The 21355-nt window shown below is 55.8% G+C and carries 26 protein-coding genes; 12 read left to right on the top strand and 14 right to left on the bottom strand.

Annotated elements, in window-relative coordinates; translation table 11 throughout:
* Nucleotides 1-2: 2 nt before the first annotated feature.
* From flgK to flgB, 10 genes are all read right to left on the bottom strand, one after another.
* On the bottom strand, nt 3-1643 hold the full coding sequence (flgK, locus tag DFO52_RS10030) for a flagellar hook-associated protein FlgK (protein ID WP_133550298.1): 1641 nt from the start codon (nt 1641-1643) through the stop codon (nt 3-5).
* A 75-nt stretch (nt 1644-1718) separates the two neighbouring features.
* Nucleotides 1719-2672, bottom strand: a complete 954-nt coding sequence (gene flgJ / locus DFO52_RS10025) for a flagellar assembly peptidoglycan hydrolase FlgJ (RefSeq protein WP_029740345.1) — start codon at nt 2670-2672, stop codon at nt 1719-1721.
* Complete coding sequence (locus DFO52_RS10020) at nt 2672-3769, bottom strand: flagellar basal body P-ring protein FlgI (RefSeq protein WP_029740346.1); 1098 nt, start codon at nt 3767-3769, stop codon at nt 2672-2674. Before DFO52_RS10020 ends, flgJ begins: the two co-directional genes overlap by 1 nt.
* Before the next feature lie 12 nt (nt 3770-3781).
* Nucleotides 3782-4480: a flagellar basal body L-ring protein FlgH gene (gene flgH / locus DFO52_RS10015; protein WP_024909015.1), complete on the bottom strand. Its 699-nt coding sequence runs from the start codon at nt 4478-4480 to the stop codon at nt 3782-3784.
* A gap of 57 nt (nt 4481-4537) precedes the next feature.
* The gene (gene flgG / locus DFO52_RS10010; RefSeq protein WP_008500810.1) at nt 4538-5320 is read right to left on the bottom strand and encodes a flagellar basal-body rod protein FlgG; all 783 of its coding nucleotides are present in this window, start codon (nt 5318-5320) and stop codon (nt 4538-4540) included.
* 11 nt (nt 5321-5331) lie between these two features.
* A complete protein-coding gene (locus DFO52_RS10005; protein WP_029740347.1) occupies nt 5332-6087 on the bottom strand; it encodes a flagellar basal body rod protein FlgF in 756 nt (251 codons plus the stop codon).
* Between the two features lie 20 nt (nt 6088-6107).
* Nucleotides 6108-7316 carry a flagellar hook protein FlgE gene (gene flgE / locus DFO52_RS10000; protein ID WP_133550296.1) on the bottom strand — a complete coding sequence of 403 codons (1209 nt, stop codon included), beginning with the start codon at nt 7314-7316 and terminating at the stop codon, nt 6108-6110.
* 26 nt (nt 7317-7342) lie between these two features.
* Nucleotides 7343-8053 carry a flagellar hook assembly protein FlgD gene (gene flgD, locus DFO52_RS09995; RefSeq protein ID WP_029740349.1) on the bottom strand — a complete coding sequence of 237 codons (711 nt, stop codon included), beginning with the start codon at nt 8051-8053 and terminating at the stop codon, nt 7343-7345.
* 11 nt (nt 8054-8064) lie between these two features.
* Complete coding sequence (gene flgC, locus DFO52_RS09990) at nt 8065-8469, bottom strand: flagellar basal body rod protein FlgC (protein WP_008500814.1); 405 nt, start codon at nt 8467-8469, stop codon at nt 8065-8067.
* A 3-nt stretch (nt 8470-8472) separates the two neighbouring features.
* Nucleotides 8473-8889 carry a flagellar basal body rod protein FlgB gene (flgB, locus tag DFO52_RS09985; RefSeq protein WP_023311135.1) on the bottom strand — a complete coding sequence of 139 codons (417 nt, stop codon included), beginning with the start codon at nt 8887-8889 and terminating at the stop codon, nt 8473-8475.
* A 157-nt stretch (nt 8890-9046) separates the two neighbouring features.
* Between flgB and flgA the strand changes: the two genes are divergently transcribed.
* From flgA to flgN, 3 genes are all read left to right on the top strand, one after another.
* Nucleotides 9047-9706 (top strand): flagellar basal body P-ring formation chaperone FlgA, encoded by a 660-nt coding sequence (gene flgA, locus DFO52_RS09980; protein ID WP_029740350.1) that lies wholly within the window; start codon nt 9047-9049, stop codon nt 9704-9706.
* A 93-nt stretch (nt 9707-9799) separates the two neighbouring features.
* Nucleotides 9800-10093 (top strand): flagellar biosynthesis anti-sigma factor FlgM, encoded by a 294-nt coding sequence (gene flgM / locus DFO52_RS09975; RefSeq protein WP_023311133.1) that lies wholly within the window; start codon nt 9800-9802, stop codon nt 10091-10093.
* 4 nt (nt 10094-10097) lie between these two features.
* Complete coding sequence (gene flgN, locus DFO52_RS09970) at nt 10098-10523, top strand: flagella biosynthesis chaperone FlgN (RefSeq protein WP_025755834.1); 426 nt, start codon at nt 10098-10100, stop codon at nt 10521-10523.
* Nucleotides 10524-10581: 58 nt separating this feature from the next.
* On the opposite strand, the gene murJ is transcribed toward flgN, so the two are convergent.
* The 4 genes from murJ to rimJ all read right to left on the bottom strand — a co-directional run bounded on the left by murJ (nt 10582) and on the right by rimJ (nt 14423).
* Complete coding sequence (gene murJ / locus DFO52_RS09965; RefSeq protein ID WP_032650837.1) at nt 10582-12117, bottom strand: murein biosynthesis integral membrane protein MurJ; 1536 nt, start codon at nt 12115-12117, stop codon at nt 10582-10584.
* 129 nt (nt 12118-12246) lie between these two features.
* Nucleotides 12247-13170, bottom strand: a complete 924-nt coding sequence (locus DFO52_RS09960; protein ID WP_133550294.1) for a Gfo/Idh/MocA family oxidoreductase — start codon at nt 13168-13170, stop codon at nt 12247-12249.
* A 2-nt stretch (nt 13171-13172) separates the two neighbouring features.
* A complete protein-coding gene (locus tag DFO52_RS09955; RefSeq protein ID WP_133550292.1) occupies nt 13173-13829 on the bottom strand; it encodes a YceH family protein in 657 nt (218 codons plus the stop codon).
* Between the two features lie 9 nt (nt 13830-13838).
* A complete protein-coding gene (rimJ, locus tag DFO52_RS09950) occupies nt 13839-14423 on the bottom strand; it encodes a ribosomal protein S5-alanine N-acetyltransferase (RefSeq protein ID WP_008500822.1) in 585 nt (194 codons plus the stop codon).
* 236 nt (nt 14424-14659) lie between these two features.
* Between rimJ and mdtH the strand changes: the two genes are divergently transcribed.
* From mdtH to DFO52_RS09900, 9 genes are all read left to right on the top strand, one after another.
* Nucleotides 14660-15868, top strand: coding sequence for a multidrug efflux MFS transporter MdtH (gene mdtH, locus DFO52_RS09945; RefSeq protein ID WP_029740354.1), 1209 nt, complete (start codon nt 14660-14662; stop codon nt 15866-15868).
* A 123-nt stretch (nt 15869-15991) separates the two neighbouring features.
* On the top strand, nt 15992-16552 hold the full coding sequence (locus DFO52_RS09940) for a lipoprotein (RefSeq protein WP_029740355.1): 561 nt from the start codon (nt 15992-15994) through the stop codon (nt 16550-16552).
* Between the two features lie 126 nt (nt 16553-16678).
* A complete protein-coding gene (gene pyrC / locus DFO52_RS09930; RefSeq protein ID WP_033145198.1) occupies nt 16679-17725 on the top strand; it encodes a dihydroorotase in 1047 nt (348 codons plus the stop codon).
* Between the two features lie 74 nt (nt 17726-17799).
* Nucleotides 17800-18045, top strand: a complete 246-nt coding sequence (dinI, locus tag DFO52_RS09925) for a DNA damage-inducible protein I (protein WP_008500826.1) — start codon at nt 17800-17802, stop codon at nt 18043-18045.
* 274 nt (nt 18046-18319) lie between these two features.
* Complete coding sequence (gene bssS / locus DFO52_RS09920; RefSeq protein ID WP_008500827.1) at nt 18320-18574, top strand: biofilm formation regulator BssS; 255 nt, start codon at nt 18320-18322, stop codon at nt 18572-18574.
* Between the two features lie 116 nt (nt 18575-18690).
* Nucleotides 18691-19809, top strand: a complete 1119-nt coding sequence (gene solA, locus DFO52_RS09915; RefSeq protein WP_133550290.1) for an N-methyl-L-tryptophan oxidase — start codon at nt 18691-18693, stop codon at nt 19807-19809.
* 59 nt (nt 19810-19868) lie between these two features.
* Nucleotides 19869-19982, top strand: coding sequence for a YceO family protein (locus tag DFO52_RS09910; RefSeq protein WP_032638658.1), 114 nt, complete (start codon nt 19869-19871; stop codon nt 19980-19982).
* 207 nt (nt 19983-20189) lie between these two features.
* Nucleotides 20190-20756 carry a cytochrome b gene (locus DFO52_RS09905; RefSeq protein ID WP_121931783.1) on the top strand — a complete coding sequence of 189 codons (567 nt, stop codon included), beginning with the start codon at nt 20190-20192 and terminating at the stop codon, nt 20754-20756.
* Nucleotide 20757: 1 nt separating this feature from the next.
* Nucleotides 20758-21336, top strand: a complete 579-nt coding sequence (locus DFO52_RS09900; RefSeq protein WP_033145193.1) for a YceI family protein — start codon at nt 20758-20760, stop codon at nt 21334-21336.
* The last annotated feature ends 19 nt before the right edge of the window (nt 21337-21355 follow it).

The raw sequence follows: 21355 nt of genomic DNA, 5'->3' as shown, positions 1-21355 counted from the left end.
CCTTAACGAATGTTGATAATTGCATCGAAGAGCGTACTGGCAGTTTGTAATACCTGGGCATTGGCCAGGTAATACTGCTGATAACGCTGCAAATTGCCATACTCTTCGTCGAGGTTTACCCCAGAGATGGTCTGCTGCTGCTTGATTAACTGCGTTTCCACATTGGCTTTCGTCTGGCTACTCACCTTCAGTGACGCCGTGGTGCTACCGACGGTACTGACGAGAGAGGCATACGCATCGTTGAAGGTTTTATTCCCACCCACCACTTTGCCGTTTTGCAGATCGAGCAGTTTCTGGCCGTTACGGTTGTCACTTTCGCCGCCGTTCTGCACCGATGCCATCGCCAGTTTGGACTCGTCGCTGATCGCGAGATCCATGTTCATGATGACGTTGGAAACAGGCTTCACGGTGAAGCTGTCTTTGGTATTTGCCGTGCCGCTGACGTTGACGTTAAGGCCATCAAACGACAGATTGCCGCTGGCATCCGGGCTCATCGTAAAGCTGGTTTTGTCTGACGTGCGGGTGATCGTCCAGTCAGTGCCGTTAAACTGCAGCTTATAGTCTGTCGCCTGGACCTGTTTACTGTCCGCCACGGAGGCTGTGACAACGGCCGAGCCGCCGTTCTTGCTGTTGGACAGGACCGCCGGAGAACCAAAGTTGAACAGCTTACCGCCCGCATCACCGTTCGCATCAAAACCGGCTTCATGCTGCGTGTTCATCGCGTCGGCGAAGGCCAGCGCCATCTGGTTCAGGCTGTTACGCGCTTTATCCAGATCTTCCGTGCGGAAGGTCAGTAAACCGCCTAAAGAACCGGTGGTGATAAATTTCTCGGGGATCTCAATATTGCCCGCCACGTCATCGACGTAGGCGATGGTCGTGCGAGCCGGATCGGCGCTGGACTTCACGGCCGCCAGCTGGCTGGCTTTGCTGCCCTGCACCAGACTGTAACCGTTGCCGAGAGAGATATTAAACGTGCCGCTATCCTGCACGGAGACTTCCACGCCCACGATTTTGTTCAGTTCAGTCACGAGCTGATCCCGCTGGTCGAGCAGGTCGTTAGGCGAAGCGCCCGCACCGACACCGGTCAGACGGGAAATCTGATCGTTCAGATTCGCAATCTGCGTCGCGTAGTTGTTGATCTGAGACACGCTGCTTGAGATGGCGGTATTCACCTGCGCATCCTGGTCACGGAGATACTGATCGTTGGTTTTAAACTGATTGACCAGACCACTCGCTTTACCCAGCACCGTCTGACGTGCAGCCGGGTCTTCCGCGTTGCTCACCAGGGTTTGCAGGCTTTTGAAGAAGTCCTGCAGGGTGGTGGAGAGCGAGTTGGTGGTATCGGAGAGCACATCATCGATTTTTGACATCTGCTGATAGCGCGTCGTCAGACCGCTGCTCTGCGTCTGCGCGGCGCGCAGCTGGTTGGTGATGAAGGCGTCATACTCACGCTGGACACCGGAGACATAAACCCCGTTACCCACCCAGCCACCGCCGGTCAGCGTGCTGTTAGATGCGCCCAGCACCGTGGTCTGGCGGGTGTAACCTGCCACGTTATAGCTTGAAATATTATTACTGACGGTATTGAGTGCCGACTGCGCGGCACTGAGGCCACTCATGGCGCTGTTAATCAAACTGGACATGGGGGTTCCTTTTATACGTTCAGACACGAGTCCTGTTGAAGGTTATCGGCAACCTCCACCGGGACTTGAGAACTTTCAGAACAGATTTTCAATATCTGTGCTATAGGCTTTGCTGACCTTCTCGCCCATGGATTTCAGCTGCTGGATCATGCTGGTGAGCTTGCGTGCATAGTTCGGGTCAGTCGCGTAGCCCGCGTTTTGTAAGGCCTGAGCGCCCTGCTCCGCCGTCGCCGCCTGCGTAACGGCGGTATAACGCGGATTTCGGCTCAGCAGGCCAACGTAGTCGGACAATGCTTCCAGATAGGAGCTGTAGACGCGGAATTTTGCTTTGACCTTCACCGCCGCACCGTTCTCGTATTCGGTGGTCGTGATCTCCGTTGTTGGCCCCTTCCAGCTGGAGGTGGCCTTCACGCCGAAGATGTTGAAGCTCGGCTCGCCGTTTTCCTTGCGGATCTGACGCTGACCCCAGCCCGACTCCAGCGCGGCCTGCGCCAGAATCAGGTGATGCGGCACGCCGCTCTGTTCGCTGGCAAGACGCGCTGGCAGAGAAAGCTGCGCCAGGAAGTCTTTGCTGTCACCGGAGAGCGGCTCATCGCCGCTGCCCGTGGCTTTTGGCATCGCTTTACGCACCATTTGCGTCAGAGCCTGGTTCTGATAACTGGTCACCGTTTCCAGGTCGAACTTCATCGGTACCTGCTGCGTCTGATCCTGAGGCTGAACGCCCTGCGCGGCTTCGGTCTGTTTCACAATCATGTCAGCCAGACCGAGGCCTTTACCGGCGGTCATCTGCTGCGCAATCTGCTGGTCATACATGCTGGTGTAGAGACGCGTTGAATCACTGCTGAACATCCCATCTTTCGGCAGGGTTTCACGCATGCTTTTCAGCATCATCTGTACAAACATCCCTTCCACTTGGCGGGCAACCGGGCGGATGTTCGCCGCCGGGTCTTTACCTGCTTTGGTTTTCAGTTCGTTGAGCGACTGGGCGTCCCAGGCTGCACTGGTCAACAGTTTGCTATCGGTCAGCATTAGATGATTTCCAGTTTGGCGCGCAGGCAGCCCGCGCTTTGCATGGATTGCAGGATGGACATCAGGTCCATCGGCGTTGCGCCCAGGGCGTTCAGGGCACGCACCACGCTGTTCAGGTTGGCGCTGGAGCGAACGCTCTGCAGCGACCCGCCGCTCTGACGCATATCAATCTGCGTTTGCGGCGTCACCACCGTCTGACCGCCACCAAATGGCGTATTCGGCTGGCTCACGTTCGCGGAGCGGTTTACCGTCACGGAGAGGTTACCCTGCGCCACGGCGCAGCTGTCCAGCGACACTTCCCGGTTCATCACCACCGAGCCGGTACGGGAGTTGATGATCACTTTCGCATCCTGAACCGGAACGTTTACTTCCATATTCTGGATATCCGCCAGCATGCGCACCTGGTTGCTGCTGCCTGTGGAGGTGCGGATCTGCACGGTGCGCGCATCGAGTGCCGTTGCGTTACCGTATCCGCGGCTGCGGTTGATGGTATCGGCAATTTGCTGCGCCATCGTGAAGTCTTCATTATTAAGCTGCAGGTTAATGGTGTTGCCCGCGCCAAACTGGGTCGGCAGTTCACGCTCAATGATCGCACCGTTGGTGATGCGTCCACCGTTCAGCTGGTTCACCTGCACGCTGCTTCCGCCTGCGGATGCACCCGCACCGCCAACCAGAATGTTCCCCTGCGCCAGCGCGTAGACCTGGCTATCAACGCCTTTCAGCGGGGTCATCAGCAGCGTACCGCCGCGCAGGCTTTTGGCATTACCCATTGAGGAGACCACCACATCAATGGTCTGCCCCTGACGCGCAAACGCCGGGTAGGACGCGGTGACCATTACCGCGGCCACGTTTTTCAGCTGCATGTTGGTTCCCGCCGGCACGGTAATGCCGAGCTGGGAAAGCATGTTGTTCAGGCTTTGGGTGGTGAACGGCGTCTGGGTCGTCTGGTCACCGGTACCATCCAGACCCACCACCAGGCCATAGCCAATCAGGGAGTTTTCACGAACGCCCTGAACGCTGGTGAGGTCGCGAATACGGTCAGCCTGGGCAAAGGTTGCCACCAGCGCAAGCGCCACGGCGAAGATCGATTTAAACATGGGTCACCTCGCTTACATCGGCGATAAATTAAGGAAGAAGCGCTGCAGCCAACCCATATTTTGCGCTTCATTGATATAGCCGTTACCGACGTACTCAATGCGCGCATCCGCCACTTGGGTGGACGGAACGGTGTTGGTGCCGCTGATGGTGCGAGGGTTAACCACGCCCGAGAAGCGAATGAATTCAGTGCCCTGGTTGATGGCGATCTGTTTTTCACCCACAACGTGTAAGTTGCCGTTAACCAGGACCTGGTCAACCGTGACCGTCAGCGTACCGCTGAAGGTGTTGCTGGCGTTCGCGCCGCCTTTGCCGTTAAAGGTGTTGCCGCCGGACGCGTTCACATCAGCACGCGCGTTGCCGAACAGCCCTTCGAGATAGCGTGGCACGGTATCGAAGCCAAAATTGGTTTTGCCATCGCGGCTGGCGTTCGCCGACGAGCTCTTGCTCGCGCTGACGTTTTCCTGCAGCACAATGGTCAATGTATCGCCGACGTTACGCGGGCGGCGATCTTCAAACAGCGGCTGATAGCCGTAATTAATCGGCTGCGCGGTCTGGAAAATGGAGCCGTTTACCACTGGCGCTGGGCCAGGAACGGGTTGGGCAGTCGTCGCACCCTGGACCAATGGTTTAGACGGGATCAAAGCACACCCGCTGAGGGTGACAGCCAGAACAGTCAGTATCGGATAACGAAACGCCGCGTTTTTTTGCATTGCCTTCATCTTCGAAAACAGGGAGCCGGTGCGGCGTTTACCGCACCGGGCTACACCTTAGAGTTGCGTCAGTTTCTGCAGCATCTGGTCGGTCGTCGACACTGCTTTACTGTTAATTTCATACGCGCGCTGGACCTGGATCATATTCACCAGCTCTTCCGCCACGTTCACGTTGGACGTTTCAACATAACCCTGGTACAGCAGGCCCGCACCGTTCAGGCCCGGGGTGCTCTCATTCGGCGTACCGGAGGATTGCGTTTCGGTGTAGAGGTTCTCACCAATGCTTTCCAGACCGGTATCGTTCATGAAGGTGGTCAGGTTGAGCTGCCCAACCTGAACCGGCGCGGCCTGTCCCTGCTGGGTTACGCTGACCACACCGTCACGTCCGATGGTGATGCTCAGGGCGTTCGCCGGGATGGTAATCGCAGGCTGAACCTGGAAACCGCCCGCCGTCACCAGCTGGCCGTTCTGATCGACCTGGAACGAACCGTCGCGGGTATAGGCAGAGGTCCCGTCAGGCAGCTGCACCTGGAAGAAGCCCTGGCCTTTGATTGCCACGTCTTTACTGTTGTTGGTCTGTGACAGGTTGCCCTGGCTGTGCAGACGCTCGGTAGCCACCGGGCGAACGCCGGTACCAATCTGCAGGCCCGACGGCAGCGTCGTCTGTTCAGAAGACTGCGCGCCCGGCTGACGGATGGTTTGATAAAGCAAATCTTCGAAAACGGCACGCTGACGCTTGAAACCATTGGTGCTCACGTTTGCCAGGTTGTTGGCAATCACGTCCATATTGGTTTGCTGGGCGTCCAGGCCAGTTTTCGCGATCCATAAAGAACTGATCATAAGGAGTCCTGTTAACTCATAGCCAGAAGTTGGTTAGCTTTGCCCGCGTTTTCATCCACGCTGCTGATGATCTTCATCTGCATTTCAAAACGACGGGCGCTGGCAATCATGTCGCTCATGGCGGCTACCGGCTTGACGTTGCTGCCTTCCAGAACGCCGGACATCACGCGGATGCTCGGATCGGCCTGTAACGTGGCACCACGCGTCGCCTGCGCCGCCTGGGTCAGACGGAACATGCCGTCATCGCCACGCTGTACGTCTTTGCCTTCCGCTTTCACCAGCTTCAGACGTCCGACGGGTGCAACGGTGTTGGCCGGGTCGCCCGGGTTCAGCGCCGAAATGGTGCCGTCCGCGGCGATAGTCAGCTCAGAGCCTTCCGGCACGGTCAGCGGACCCGCTTCCCCCATCACCGGATGCCCCTGAATCGTCAGCTGGCCCGTCGCGCTCACCTGGATATTGCCGTTACGGGTATAGCCTTCGCTGCCGTCGGCAGTTTGCACCGCCAGCCAGCCGTCCTGCTGCAGGGCAACGTCCAGCGGGCGCGAGGTGTAGTCCATCTGCCCTGGCGTCATATCTGCGCCAGGGGTTGATGCCGTCACCAGCGTACGGGTTGGCAGAGAAAGCCCTTCAACCGGCACCGCGCGCAGCGCATTAAGCTGCGCGCGAAAGCCCGGCGTTGAGGCGTTTGCCAGGTTGCTGGCAGTAACGGCCTGCTGATTGAGCGTCTGACTTGCCGCGCCCATCGCGGTATATATTGCGTGATCCATTGCGCTTTCCTGTTAGCCGCTTAACGCAGGTTAACCAGCGTGTTGAGGATCTGGTCCTGGGTTTTGATGGTCTGCGCGTTCGACTGATAGTTACGCTGCGCGACAATCATGTTCACCAGTTCTTTACTCATATCCACGTTGGAGGCTTCCAGCGCGCCGTTGGTCAGCTTGCCGAAGTTACCGGTGCCTGCGGTACCCAGCAGCGCCACGCCGGAGGACTGGGAGGCAGACCAGACGTTGTCGCCTTCCGATTTCAGGCCTTCGTTGTTGGCGAAGTTTGCCAGCACGATCTGACCCAGAACCTGAGTCTGTTCGTTGGAGTAGTTCCCGACGACGGTGCCGTCATCGTTGATCTGATAGCTCACCAGATCGCCAGGCTTGAAGCCGTTCTGGCTGGTCGCAACAATGTTGTTGGCACCCGTATTCTGTTGCATCGAGTTAGCAAAACTCATTGCGAAGGTCGCAGGGGTTGCACCAGGTATGGTCGCGGTCGTTAAGTTAATGTTTCCACCGCCGGTCAGCGAACCGTTGTTATCAAAGGTCAGCGTAGTTGCCAGCGTTGCCGCGCTACCTGCCACGCTACCGTCCTGGGAATACACTTTCCAGGAGTTAGCGGGTGCAGCATCTTTGACGTAAAACAGGTTCATGTTGTGCGCATTACCCTGGCTGTCAAAGACGGTCACAGTCCCTTTTTTGTTATAGGTATCCGGATTAGTCGCATCAAATGCCACTGTTGGCGCGGTATCGGTAGAATTAAGGTTGATCTGCTGGGATGCCGTAGTGGTTGACTTGGCTGCCATCAGCGTTGTTGGAATAGTGATCGCCTGTGGGTTGGCACCAGTTTGGACTTTTGATGGCGTACCCGCTACCGGGTAGCCCGTCAGCTGCATGCCCTGCATGTTAACCAGCGTACGGTTTTCGTCCAGCTTGAACTGACCGTTACGGCTGTAGAACACAGAGCCGTTGGAATCGACCATACGGAAGAAACCGTTCTGGCTGATGGCAACGTCCAGACCACGACCGGTGTTGGTAGTGGTGCCGTCGGTAAAGTCCTGAGTGATGCCCGCAACTTTCACGCCCAGGCCGACTTTGGAACCGGCAAACATGTCCGCAAATGAAGCAGAACCGGATTTAAAACCATAGGTCGCGGAGTTGGCGATGTTGTTGCCAATGACGTCCAGGTTGGTGGCCGCAGCATTCAGGCCGCTGACCGCTTGAGAAAAGGCCATGACTTACTCCTGATAAGTGTTAAGGCTTAGATAATCTGCCGAACTTCGTCGAGTGTGGTGGAACCAGAGGTTCCCAAATCCAGTTTGTTGCCGTCGCTTCCTTTAATCACGCCCTGGACCAGCGCGAACTGCAGCGGCTGCGCCACCAGCTGGGTCGTCCCGTTGCTGGCGCTGATCGCTACTTTGTAAGAACCGTTTGGTGCTTTAGTGCCGTCGGTCAGGCTGCCATCCCACGTAAAGGTGTGAACGCCCGCCTTCAGCTCGCCGATATCAATGGTGCGAACCACCACGTTATTGGCATCCATGATTGTTGCAGTGACCTTCTCAGCCGCCTGCTGGAGCTCAACGCCAAACGGCGTGGTGGTGGTTGTGGTGTTGCCTTCGGTGGTGCTGGTGCCCGCCAGAATCGTGGTGCCCGGGATCATTACCCCGTGGCCAATCAGGCTTGCCGCCTGCAGAGACTGGGCACTGTTGATCTGCCCGGAGACGGAACCGAGGGTCGTATTCAGTTTCTCAATGCCGCTCACGGTGCTGATCTGCGCAAGCTGCGTGGTCAGTTCGTTGTTCTGCATTGGGTTGGTGGGATCCTGGTTCTTAAGCTGCGCCACCAGCAGCGTCAGAAAGCTGCCCTGAAGATCGGAGGCATTGCTCCCGGTGAGGGAGTTAGAACCCGTCGTACTCTTGGTGTTATTAACACCCGAGTTCGTAGGATCATTCACATTTACGGCGATGGACATGCATGTCTCCTTTACTGGCCGAGAGTGAGCGTTTTGAGCATCATGCTCTTCACGGTATTAAGCACTTCGACGTTGGCCTGGTAGCTACGGGAAGCCGACATGGAGTTCACCATCTCGCCCACCACATCCACGTTTGGCATTTTTACGTATCCGCTGGCATCCGCTAGCGGGTTACCCGGCTCATACACCAGCCTGTCCGGCGCCTGGCTCTCTACCACATCAGACACCTTCACGCCGCCCGTCGCCGCGCCCGGCGCAGCATCGACCTGAAAGACAACCTGTTTGGCACGATAAGGCTGGCCGTCTGGTCCGGTTACGCTGTCGGCGTTCGCCAGGTTACTGGCAGCCACGTTCAGGCGTTTGGACTGCGCGGTTAACGCCGAACCGGCAATATCAAAAATATTCAACAAGGCCATCTATCAGTTCCCCCCCTGCAGGACGTTCATCATGCCTTTGATTTGTCCGCCGAGTACGGTCAGGCCCGTCTGGTATTTCAGGCTGTTATCGGCAAACTGGGTACGCTCCCGGTCCATATCCACGGTGTTACCGTCGAGTGAGGGCTGATCGGGAATGCGGTAAAGTAAATCGGTCGCTGGCGCGGTCATCGCCTGAGCAGGAATATGGCGAGAGGATGTCATGGCAAGTGCAACACCCGTTCCTTCGGCACGTCCACGCTCCATCACCTTTTTGAGTTCACTGGAAAAATCAATATCGCGCGCCTGAAACCCTGGGGTATCGGCGTTAGCGATGTTGGCGGCTAAAATCTCCTGCCGCTGGGCGCGTAAATTGAGCGCTTCCTGCTGAAAACGTAACGCGGCGTCGAGTTTATCGAGCATGTCTCCTCCGCTGATGGCAAAATTTCAGTTCACAGCTTAAATCTCACCCGGTCTCCCCTATCGACGGAATAAGCGCAAAATGCGTCGCTATTTATTGCGTTGATGCAAAACCACTGCAGGTAGAATTCATTCAACTCTGGAAACGGTGGAACTTGCGATGCAAACGTTAAAACGTGCCCTGACGGCAACTTTCTTGCTGTTTAGCCCTCTGGTGCAGGCTGAAGGCTTACAGGATCAGCTGACGGCTTTTTTTGCTGAAAAGCTGGCGGGCTTTAGCGATGAGGTTAACGTTACCGTGCGCACCCCACCGAATCTGTACCCGACCTGTGACCAACCGTCATTCAGCGTGACGGGAACCACCCGGCTGTGGGGAAATGTGAACGTGCTGGCACGCTGCGCCAACGAAAAACGCTATTTACAGGTTGCAGTTCAGGCGACGGGCAATTATGTTGTCGCCGCCGTGCCCATTGCGCGCGGCAGCGTGCTGCAGACGAACAGCGTGACGTTAAAACGCGGCCGTCTGGATCAGCTGCCTCCACGCACCATGCTGGAAATGAACCAGGCACAGGACGCCGTCAGCCTGCGCGATGTCGCCCCCGGCCAGCCGATACAGCTCTCAATGCTGCGTCAGTCATGGCGGGTCAAAGCGGGTCAACAGGTGATGGTCGTGGCCAACGGAGATGGCTTTAGCATCAACAGTGAAGGGAAAGCGTTAAACAATGCCGCGGTGGCGCAAAACGCCCGCGTCAGAATGTCCTCAGGCCAGGTGGTGAGCGGAACCGTCGATTCTGATGGGAATATTCTGATTAACCTATAATCTTTTTAAAGATTTCGCGGCGCGTGCCGATAAATATTCCACTAATGATGATGTCAGGCGCAAACGCCGCGAACCCTCGATGAGGACAACACTATGAGCATTGATCGTACATCAGCCCTGAAGCCGGTAAGCGCTGTACAACCTCGCGAAACGAATGACGCTCCTGCGCAGAAAACGCGTCTGGAAAAACCGTCAACGTCCAACAGCACCAGCGTAACCCTGAGCGACGCGCAGGCAAAACTGATGCAGCCAGGCAGCAACGATATCAATATGGAACGTGTTGAAGCGCTGAAAACGGCTATTCGTAACGGTGAGCTGAAAATGGACACCAGCAAGATTGCTGACGCCCTGATTCAGGAAGCACAGAGTTTCTTACAGAGTAACTAACCGTATGAGTCGACTGTCAGAAATACTGGATCAAATGACGGTTGTTCTTAACGACCTGAAAACGGTAATGGACGCTGAACAGCAGCATCTCTCTTCCGGTCACATCAACGGCAGCGCGCTGCAGCGTATTACTGAAGATAAAAGTTCGCTACTGGCGACGCTGGATTATCTGGAGCAGCAGCGCCGCGCTGAGCAGGATCCTAAGCGCAGCGCCAATGACGATATTGTTGAGCGCTGGCAAACCATTACCGAAAAAACCCAGCACCTGCGCGACCTTAACCAGCACAACGGCTGGCTACTGGAAGGTCAGATTGAGCGTAATCAGCAGGCGCTTGAGGTATTGAAACCGCATAAAGAAACCGGACTGTACGGTGCGGATGGTCAAACAGCGACTGCGCGTATTGCGGGAGTTAAAAAGATTTCGATTTGACGCCTGGCGACAAATCATGCAGCGGGGAGCACCATAAGGTGAACTCCCCTTTTGGCGTTTATGCCGTACGGCGGGCAAACTCTTTCACTTTGAAGCCCAGCACCGCGAGCGTGGCAAAGTAAGCCACCACCCCGACGCCTACCACGGCCATCAGCCGCATCAGACGATAAGGCATGGTGCCCTGGGACCACTCCGGCATCACGTACATCATGCCGAGCAGCGCGGCTGACATCACCAGTACCGCAATAATCAGACGCACCAGGAAACTTCCCCAGCCCGGCTGCGGCGTAAAGATATCCTGCTTGCGCAGCTGCCAGTACAGCAGCCCGGCATTCAGACAGGCCGCCAGACCAATAGACAGCGACAGGCCGGCATGCTTCAGCGGACCAATAAACGCCAGGTTCATCAGCTGGGTCATAATCAGCGTCACAATGGCAATTTTCACCGGCGTTTTGATGTCCTGACGCGAGTAGAACCCGGGCGCCAGCACCTTGACGACGATCAGCCCCATCAATCCGACCGAGTAGGCAATCAGCGCGCGCTGGGTCATCGCGGCATCAAAGGCGGTGAATTTTCCGTACTGGAAGAGCGACACCGTCAGCGGTTTAGCCAGAATACCCAGCGCCACCGCGCTCGGCAGGGCCAGCAGGAAGCAGAGACGTAACCCCCAGTCCATCAGGCGACAATACTCATCATGGTTGCCGCTGGCAAAGCTTTTCGACAGCGACGGCAGCAGGATGGTCCCCAGCGCCACGCCCAGCACCCCGGACGGGAACTCCATCAGACGGTCAGCGTAGTACATCCAGGAAACCGAGCCGGACACAAGGAAAGAGGCAAAGATGGTGTTGATGATAAGCGAGATCTGGCTGACGGAGACGCCAAGAATGGCGGGTCCCATCTGCTTGATCACGCGCATCGCCCCGGCATCTTTGAGATTGATGCGCGGCAGCACCAGCATGCCGATTTTTTTCAGATGCGGCAGCTGGTACGCCAGCTGCAGCACGCCGCCGACGGTAACCGCCCAGGCCAGCGCCAGCACCGGCGGGTTAAAGTGCGGCGCGGCGAACAGGGCAAAACCGATCATGCTGACGTTGAGAAACGTCGGCGCAAACGCCGGGACAGAGAAGCGATTCCAGGTGTTCAGGATCGCCCCCACCAGCGAGGCCAGCGAGATGAGCAGAATATAGGGGAAAGTGATGCGCAGCAGCTGCGAGGTCAGCGCAAATTTGTCAGCCGTATCGGCAAAACCGGGCGCGGTCACCATAATCACCCACGGCGCGGCCAGCATCCCGAGTACGGTCACCACCGCCAAAGCCAGCGTCAGCAGCCCGGAGACATAAGAAACAAAGACGCGCGTCGCGTCTTCACCCTGCTTGCTTTTATATTCCGCCAGAATGGGTACGAATGCCTGGGAAAACGCCCCTTCAGCAAAAATACGACGCAGCAGGTTCGGCAATTTGAACGCGACGAAAAAGGCGTCCGTGGCCATCCCTGCACCAAATACCCTTGCCACAATGGCGTCGCGCGCAAAACCCAGCACGCGGGAAAACATGGTCATCGAGCTGACGGCCGCCAGCGATTTTAATAAGTTCATTAACGTGAATTTCCAGAACCATACGGATTTGTAGACCGGATTAGCGTAAGCGCCACCCGGCAAAGCCAACAAGCGGCGCTTAGTCTAACCGGATTTCAACGAATTACTATCCGCAGATGTTACAGCGAGTTATTCGCTCATGGCATCGCGCCAGAGCCTTTCCACAATGCGCTGCGCCAGAATGGCCTGCTCGCCGGACGTTTCAGGAACCGTCTGATTTTGCACGCAGGTGATAAAGTGGCGGGCGCATCCTGCGAAACCGCGCTGCTCGAGGGTACTCTGCCAGCCTGGCGCCGGGAGCGTCACCACGCCGTTGCCCTTCTCTTCCCGCCACTCGCGCATGTCTGTAATGTCATACAGCGCGCCCTCGGTCACCGCCTGCACGGATTCACGCTGGCTTCCCGCCCGACGGTGCATGCTGGTGGTAATCTGAAGATGCTCAACGGCGAAGTGGTGCTCCGCGTAGACCATCTGCCCCTGATCGTTTGTCACCAGAGTACCGCTCTTCAGCTGCGCATTACCGTTGCTCAGCCACAGCGCCGTATCCACAACGTGCAGATAATCATCCAGAAGGGTGAAGCGCAGATCGTTTGGCCCAATGCTGTCGGTGCGGTGCTTATCCATCCGCAGCGAGGCGAGCGTGCCCGACTGCGCCTTCAGCTGCTGATAAAGCGGCGCGAAGCGGCGATTGAAGCCCACCATCAGCGTCAGTTTTTTGCGCGCGGCCAGCTCAATCAGCCGTTCGGCATCCTGAACATTTTCCGCCAGCGGCTTATCCACGCAGACGTGAATCCCCAAATTGAGCAGCTCGCTCACCACCTGATAGTGGGTTGCCGTTGAGGTATGCACAAAGACCGCATCACACTCGCGGGCCAGATCCTGCAGAGAGGCAGCATACGGAATGCGCCAGGTTTCGCAGATACGTTCTGCCTTTTCTCGGGTGGGCGACCATGCCCCTTGCAGGGTCCAGTCCGTCGCCGCACCTAAAACAGGCAGCCAGGCTTTTTGCGCGATACCGCCCAGCCCCACCACGCCTACGCGTAATTTTTTCACCGTCAGTCTCCCAAATGTGCCAGCAACGCATCCAGACGCTGTTTCAGCCCGGCGACCTCTTCTTCCAGCGCTTCTACCCGCGCGGCAAGAGTGTCATTACTTGCTGAGGATCCCGCGTCGCTCTCCACGGTAGCGGTAGCGACATCGACGTCGCCGCTGAACAGATGCATATAGCGGCTTTCACGTTTGCCCGGCTCGCGCGCCAGACGCACCACGTATGGGCCGTCTTCGCGAGAAGCCAGCCCTTCCAGGGTCTGCTCAACTTCCTGCATATCGCTGAACTCATGCATACGGGAAGCGCGCGTGCGCAGCTCTCCCGGCGTCTGCGCCCCGCGCAGCAACAGCGTGGTGATGACCGCCACTTCCGCACTGCTCAGCTTCAGGTCGCCAAATTCGGAGTTACAGAAGCGCTGTTCGTATTTGGTCACGCGGTTGCCGAAGCCGCTGACGGTGCGCAGATAGTGGCGTTTAACCAACGCATCCAGCACGTCCTGAACCTCATGCTCGCTGAGGTACATCACCGGCTCGCGGTTGGTCTTCTGGTTGCAGGCCATGGTTACGGCGTTGACGGAGAGCGGATACTGCTCCGGCGTGGTGACCTGTTTTTCGAGTAAGCACCCAATCACGCGCGCTTCTGTACCGTTTAGCTGATACTTCATCTTTTCTCCTTAACGACCTGCGGTCCAGTCCCGGGTGGTTAACGCCGTCAGAACGTGGTCGCGCCACTCTCCGTCTATCAGCAGATAGTCTTTGGCGTAACCCTCTTTCTCGAACCCTAAACGCGCCAGCAAATTGCCGCTGCGCTGATTATGCGGCATATAGTTCGCCATGATGCGATGGATATGCTGCGTGCGTTGCATATAGCGGATCGCCACCGTTAACGCCTCGTACATCAGCCCCTGCCCCTGCCATTTCTGGCCGATGGAGTAGCCGAGGTAGCAGGCATGAAACGACCCGCGCACCACGTTTGAAAAATTGGCGATCCCGATAATCTCTTTTTCTTCAGGATCCAGCAGCGCGAAATAGAACGCGCTGCCCTGCTTGTGAAATTCCGTAATCATGCTGAGGCGCGCCTGCCAGCCGGAAGGGTAACAATGGCTCTCATCCCGAACGGGTTCCCAGGGTTTTAAAAACTGGCGATTCTCGGCGTAATAATCCGCCAGACGCCAGGCATCACGCTCATGCACCAGACGAACGACCAGCCTGTCCGTTGTCAGACGCACTTTTGGCACATTACTGCGATAGCCAAACATCGATACCACTCCTTCCCGTCACTTCTGCTTACCCATTAGCTTTACTATACCTGCGCCTGCGCCGTCTGTGAAAACAGTGACATACCATTTTGCCCTCTTTTCATTATTTTCGATGAGAACTCTCTATCAAAGCACCCTTTTGATAAAAAAATATTGTCACGCCCAGGGGTGGGAAAAAACGCGGCGACACCGCAGAATGTTAGCGTGCTCACCTTCTTATTTTCCCTGGAGGGAAAATGTCCCGCGTATCACAGGCCAGGAGCCTGGGTAAATATTTCCTGCTCGTCGATAACATGCTGGTCGTGCTCGGCTTTTTTGTCGTTTTTCCATTGATATCGATCCGCTTTGTCGATCAGATGGGCTGGGCGGCATTAATGGTTGGCATTGCCCTGGGGTTACGCCAGTTTGTCCAGCAGGGTCTGGGGGTCTTTGGCGGGGCCATTGCCGACCGCTTTGGCGCTAAACCGATGATCGTTACCGGTATGCTGCTGCGCGCGGCAGGCTTTGCCACGATGGCGATCGCCCAGGAGCCCTGGCTGCTCTGGTTCTCCTGTTTCCTCTCCGGTATCGGCGGCACGCTGTTCGATCCGCCGCGCACCGCGCTGGTGGTGAAGCTTATTCGCCCTCAGCACCGCGGCCGTTTCTTCTCGATTCTGATGATGCAGGACAGTGCCGGGGCGGTTATCGGCGCCCTGCTGGGAAGCTGGCTGCTGCAGTATGACTTCCGTCTGGTCTGCGCGGCGGGCGCGGTGCTCTTTATTCTGTGCGCGCTGTTTAATGGCCTGTTCCTGCCCGCCTGGAAACTGTCGACGGTCAAAGCGCCGGTCCGGGAAGGGCTTGGCCGCGTCCTGCGCGACAGGCGTTTTGTCACCTATGTGCTGACCCTGACGGGATACTACATGCTGGCTGTGCAGGTCATGCTGATGCTGCCGATCATGGTTAACGACATTGCGGGCACGCCTGCTGCCGTTAAATGGATGTACGCCATTGAAGCCGCACTTTCCCTGACGCTGCTCTATCCGATTGCCCGCTGGAGCGAGCGGCGTTTTCGTCTGGAGCATCGCCTGATGGCCGGGCTGTTCCTGATGACGCTGAGCATGATGCCGATCGGCCTGGTCAACTCTCTCCAGCAGCTGTTTACGCTGATTTGCACGTTCTATATTGGCTCAATCATCGCCGAGCCTGCCCGTGAAACGTTGAGCGCCTCGCTTGCGGATGCGCGTGCGCGCGGCAGCTATATGGGTTTCAGCCGGCTGGGGCTGGCGCTTGGCGGTGCATTAGGTTACGCCGGTGGCGGCTGGTTGTTTGATGCCGGCAAAGCGTTTAACCAGCCCGAACTCCCGTGGATGATGCTCGGCGCGGTGGGCTTTATGACGCTCCTTGCCCTGTGGTGGCAGTTCAGCCAGAAACGCAGCGCGAGCGGGATGCTCGAGCCTGGCGCGTAGCCTTTCCCTCGGGCGGGAGGCACTCCCGCCCCACTTCTCAGTTTTTTCTGCTGGTTTCTGCCAATTCACACTGACATACTTGCGTAACAGGACAGAAGCGCCGATTTTTCGTTGAGGAACACTATGAAGAAAATTGTCTTTGCCGCGGCATTAGTTGTCAGCGGCCTGCTGGTTGGCTGTAACCAGCTCACGCAATATACCGTCAGTGAACAGGAAATTAATCAGGCGCTGGAAAAACATAACAATTTCTCTAAAGACATTGGCGTGCCGGGACTGGCGGACGCGCATATCGTGCTTACGAACCTGACCAGCCAGATCGGTCGTGAAGAGCCAAACAAAGTTACCCTGGCCGGTGACGCGGCTCTCGATATGTCATCCCTCTTTGGCAATCAGAAAGCCAACATTAAGCTCAAGCTGAAGGCCCTGCCCGTTTTCAACAAAGAGAAAGGGGCAATTTTCCTGCAGGAGATGGAAGTCGTCGATGCGCAGGTGTCGCCGGACAAGATGGCACCGGTTCTGCAAACCCTGATGCCCTATCTCAACCAGTCGCTGCGAAATTACTTTAACCAGCAGCCCGCGTACGTCTTAAGCGAAGACAAAAGCAAGGGTGAAGCTCTGGCGAAAAAATATGCAAAAGGGATAGAGGTGAAACCGGGAGAAATTATCATTCCTTTCACCGATTAACCTGAAGGGCGCTGCGGCACCCTTTTTTTTACGGAAAAGTGTGCAAACGAAAACGTTTCCGCTTATGATTTGTGTCCGGCAAAAACAGCCATCCTTATGACTGATTCCTGACAAGCCGGAGCTTCCATGACTGCACAACCCCAGGTTCTTAAAATCCGCCGCCCTGACGACTGGCATATCCATCTGCGTGATGGCGATATGCTGAAAACCGTCGTGCCTTATACCAGCGAAATTTATGGCCGCGCGATTGTCATGCCTAACCTGGTTCCACCAGTCACCACCGTCGATGCCGCGATGGCCTATCGCCAGCGCATCCTGGATGCCGTCCCTGCGGGACACGATTTTACCCCGCTGATGACCTGCTATCTTACCGACTCGCTGGATCCGAACGAAGTGGAGCGCGGGTTTAACGAAGGCGTATTTACGGCGGCGAAACTCTATCCGGCAAACGCCACCACCAACTCCAGCCACGGCGTCACCAGCATTGATGCCATAATGCCGGTTCTGGAACGCATGCAGAAACTGGGCATGCCGCTGCTGGTCCATGGTGAAGTCACGCATGCCGAGATTGACATCTTCGACCGTGAAGCCCGCTTTATCGAGACCGTGATGGAGCCTCTGCGCCAGCGCCTGCCCGCGCTTAAAGTGGTCTTTGAGCATATCACCACCAAAGACGCGGCAGAGTATGTGCGTGACGGCAACGATCTTATCGCCGCGACCATTACGCCACAGCACCTGATGTTTAACCGTAACCACATGCTGGTGGGCGGGGTGCGTCCTCACCTGTACTGTCTGCCTATTCTCAAGCGCAACATCCACCAGCAGGCGCTGCGCGAGCTGGTCGCCAGCGGGTTCTCCCGCGCGTTCCTCGGCACCGATTCCGCACCTCACGCCCGCCACCGCAAAGAGGCGAGCTGCGGCTGTGCAGGCTGCTTCAACGCCCCAACGGCACTGGCCAGCTACGCGACCGTCTTTGAAGAGATGAACGCGCTCGAACATTTTGAAGCGTTCTGCTCCCTTAACGGCCCGCGCTTCTACGGCCTGCCGGTCAACGACACCTTCATCGAACTGGAGCGTAAAGCGAGCCACGTTGAGGAGTCCATTGCGCTGACGGATGACACGCTGATTCCATTCCTGGCGGGCGAAACCGTTAACTGGACGGTAAAACGTTAAAAAATCAATGCCCCTTGTTGTCAAACCGATAATATACCTGTATAAATAAACAGTATATTACACAGGGGGCATTTATGCGTATTGAAGTCACCATAGCCAAAACAACCGTTCTGCCTGCCGGCGCGCTTGATGCACTGGCAGGCGAATTATCCCGCCGTATTAACAACACCTTTCCCGATAACGCGGGTGCCGTAACGGTGCGTTACGCCGCGGCGAACAACCTCTCCGTCATTGGTGCTGCGAAAGAAGATAAAGATCGCATCAGCGAAATCCTGCAGGAAACGTGGGAAAGCGCAGACGACTGGTTTATCACAGATTAACACTGCTCCCTCATTGTGTTTTTTTGCCGGGTCGCCCCGGCTTTTTTTCGTCTAAAAATCCTGCAAGTTCAAATTAATTCGGCATCTTCTTTAAAAATCGTGAACGAGATGGTGTTTTATTGTTCGAACAATCCTAAAAAGCAGAAAAATGTGTTGCCACCTGTTTATTTTTCCCGTTGGAACCCTTATTACTTGGTATACTGAAGATGCTTTCAGAAAAACATGCATTGAACCTCAGAGCCGTTGTCTTCTAACACGCATTAAGGGGGTTATAATGGAAAAGAATAGTGAAGTGATCCAGACCCATCCACTTGTTGGCTGGGATATCAGTACCGTAGATAGCTACGATGCGCTGATGCTGCGTTTGCACTACCAGACCCCGAATCAACTCAACCGTGAAGAAGCGGAAGTTGGACAGACGCTGTGGCTAACAACAGACGTCGCCCGTCAGTTTATTTCTATTTTAGAGGCAGGTATTGCAAAAATAGAATCTGGCGACTATCAGGAAAATGAGTATAAACGGCACTAAGCTTATGCCCACTTTTCTCTCTACAGGCACCCTCGCGGTGCCTTATTTATTTCTCCCTTGTCTAACCCCGCGTTGTTAATTACTCTGCTAACAAAACATCAGTTTACGAGATGCATATGAGATACGACTTAATCATTATTGGTAGCGGCTCCGTGGGTTCCGCCGCCGGTTATTACGCAACACAGGCAGGTCTGAAGGTCCTGATGATCGATGCCCACCTTCCTCCTCATTCGGAGGGCAGCCATCATGGCGATACCCGCCTCATGCGCCATGCGTATGGAGAAGGCGAGCGCTATGTACCGCTGGTGCTTCGCGCCCAGACGCTGTGGGATGAACTTGCGACACAGACCGAAGAGCGTATTTTCGAGCGTACCGGCGTCATCAACCTTGGCCCCGCTCATTCTGATTTTCTCGCCAGCGTCGAACGCAGTGCAAAAGCCTATAATCTGGATGTTGAGAAGCTGGACGCAACGGGCATTACCGCGCGATGGCCTGAAATTACCGTCCCGAACGATTACATCGGCCTCTTTGAAGCCCACTCCGGCGTGCTGCATTGTGAAGCGGCGATCAAAACCTGGATCGATCTTGCCGCGAAAGCCGGCTGTGCGCAGCTGTTTAACTGTCCGGTGGAGGCCATCACCCATGACGAGAATGGCGTCACGGTAACGACTCTTGACGGCGACTATTCAGCGTCCCGCCTGCTCGTCAGCGCAGGAACCTGGGTCACTCGCCTGCTGCCGGAACTGCCGATCCAGCCGGTGCGCAAGGTCTTCTCCTGGTTCCAGTCGGATGGTCGCTACAGCGCACAGAATAAATTCCCGGCATTCACCGGCGAATTGCCGAATGGCGATCAGTTCTACGGTTTCCCTTCCGAGAAAGACGCGCTGAAAATCGGTAAACACAACGGTGGCCAGGCGATCGCCTCCCCTGAAGAGCGTAAGCCTTTTGGCGCCTTCCCACAGGATGGTTCGGAAGCCTTCTCGTTCCTGCGTACGATTCTTCCGGGCGTCGGTGGGTTGCTGTATGGCGCGGCCTGTACCTACGACAACACGCCGGATGAAGACTTCATCATTGATACGCTGCCCGGGCATGACAACACTCTGCTTATCACCGGGCTGAGCGGCCACGGCTTTAAGTTCGCTTCCGTGCTGGGTGAAATCGCCGCGCAGTTTGCCCAGGGCATCACGCCGCAGTTTGATCTGACGCCCTTCTCGCTCTCGCGTTTTAACGGATAATCCGCACGGGCTCCGGACGTTCCGGGGCCCGTTTCATTCACACTGCATTACGGGGCGTTATGCGCAGGATCGTTAGCTTTCTGATGAATAATATTCGCGAGCACTTCATGCTCTATATCTTATTGTGGGCGCTGCTGGCTATTATTGATTTTGTTTACATTGTATTTTATTGAAAACCCTGACTGACAATAATTGACATTTATTTAGCTTTATTGAAACTCTCTATTTTACTTGCACGAAGACATTGAATTACCTTTATCGATCCTGTTCAAAAGCGCTGAAATAAATAAAATAAAAATCAATAGACAATTATTTCAGTTGCAATGTCACATCTTCCCGTTCATTTTTACCCTTCGGTTAATATGAAAATGGACATTCTGATGCAACTGCGTAACACCTCCCGGCGCTACGGAATAATATCCATAGGTTTGCACTGGATATTTGCTGTTGCCGTCTACGGTATGTTTGGACTTGGACTCTGGATGGTCACGCTCAGCTATTACGACGGCTGGTATCATCAGGCACCGGAGTTACATAAAAGCATTGGAGTCCTCCTGATGCTGGGGCTGGTTTTTCGCGTGGTCTGGCGACATATTTCCCCGCCGCCCGCCGCGCCGAAGACCCACGGCAAAATGACCCGCCTGGGTGCAGTTGCCGCGCATATCGCGCTCTATGCCCTGCTCTTCGCCATTCTGATTAGCGGCTACCTTATCTCAACGGCGGACGGTAAGCCGATTAGCGTCTTTGGCCTTTTTGACGTTCCGGCAACGCTCAGCGATGCGGGCGCTCAGGCTGACACTGCCGGGGTCGTTCACCTCTGGCTTGCGTGGAGCGTCGTGATCCTGTCCGTGCTGCACGGGCTTGCCGCCCTCAAACACCATTTTATTGATAAAGACGATACGCTAAAGCGCATGCTTGGCCGCTCGTCAGTTGACTCTGGAGCATAAAATGAAAAAACACCTGCTGGGTATCGCCCTGGGATCTCTGTTATTTACCGCCGGTTCCGCCGTGGCGGCTGATTATAAAATTGATAAAGAGGGCCAGCACGCTTTCGTCAATTTCCGTATTCAGCATCTGGGATACAGCTGGCTGTACGGTACCTTTAAAGATTTTGACGGCACATTCACCTTTGACGAGAAAAATCCTGCCGCCGACAAGGTCAACGTGACCATTAATACCAACAGCGTGGATACCAATCATGCTGAACGTGATAAACATCTGCGCAGCGGAGAATTCCTCAATGTCGGGAAATATCCACAGGCTACTTTCACCTCCACGGAAGTGAAAAAAGAGGGTGATAAGCTGAATATTACCGGCAACCTGACGCTTAACGGCGTAACAAAACCGGTCACGCTTGATGCTAAATTACTGGGTCAGGGTGACGATCCGTGGGGCGGTAAACGCGCAGGATTTGAAGCAGCGGGCAAAATTCACCTGAAAGATTTTAATATCACAACGGATTTAGGCCCGGCGTCTCAGGACGTTGAGCTGATTATTTCCGTTGAAGGTGTACAGCAGAAATCATAATAGATTCGCCCGGCAGGCT

The organism is Enterobacter sp. AG326, assembly GCF_004362415.1.
GTDB classification, from domain to species: Bacteria; Pseudomonadota; Gammaproteobacteria; order Enterobacterales; family Enterobacteriaceae; genus Enterobacter; species Enterobacter asburiae.
The sequence above is the reverse complement of the archived record's forward strand: the minus strand, read 5'-3'. Positions and strand labels throughout refer to the sequence as shown.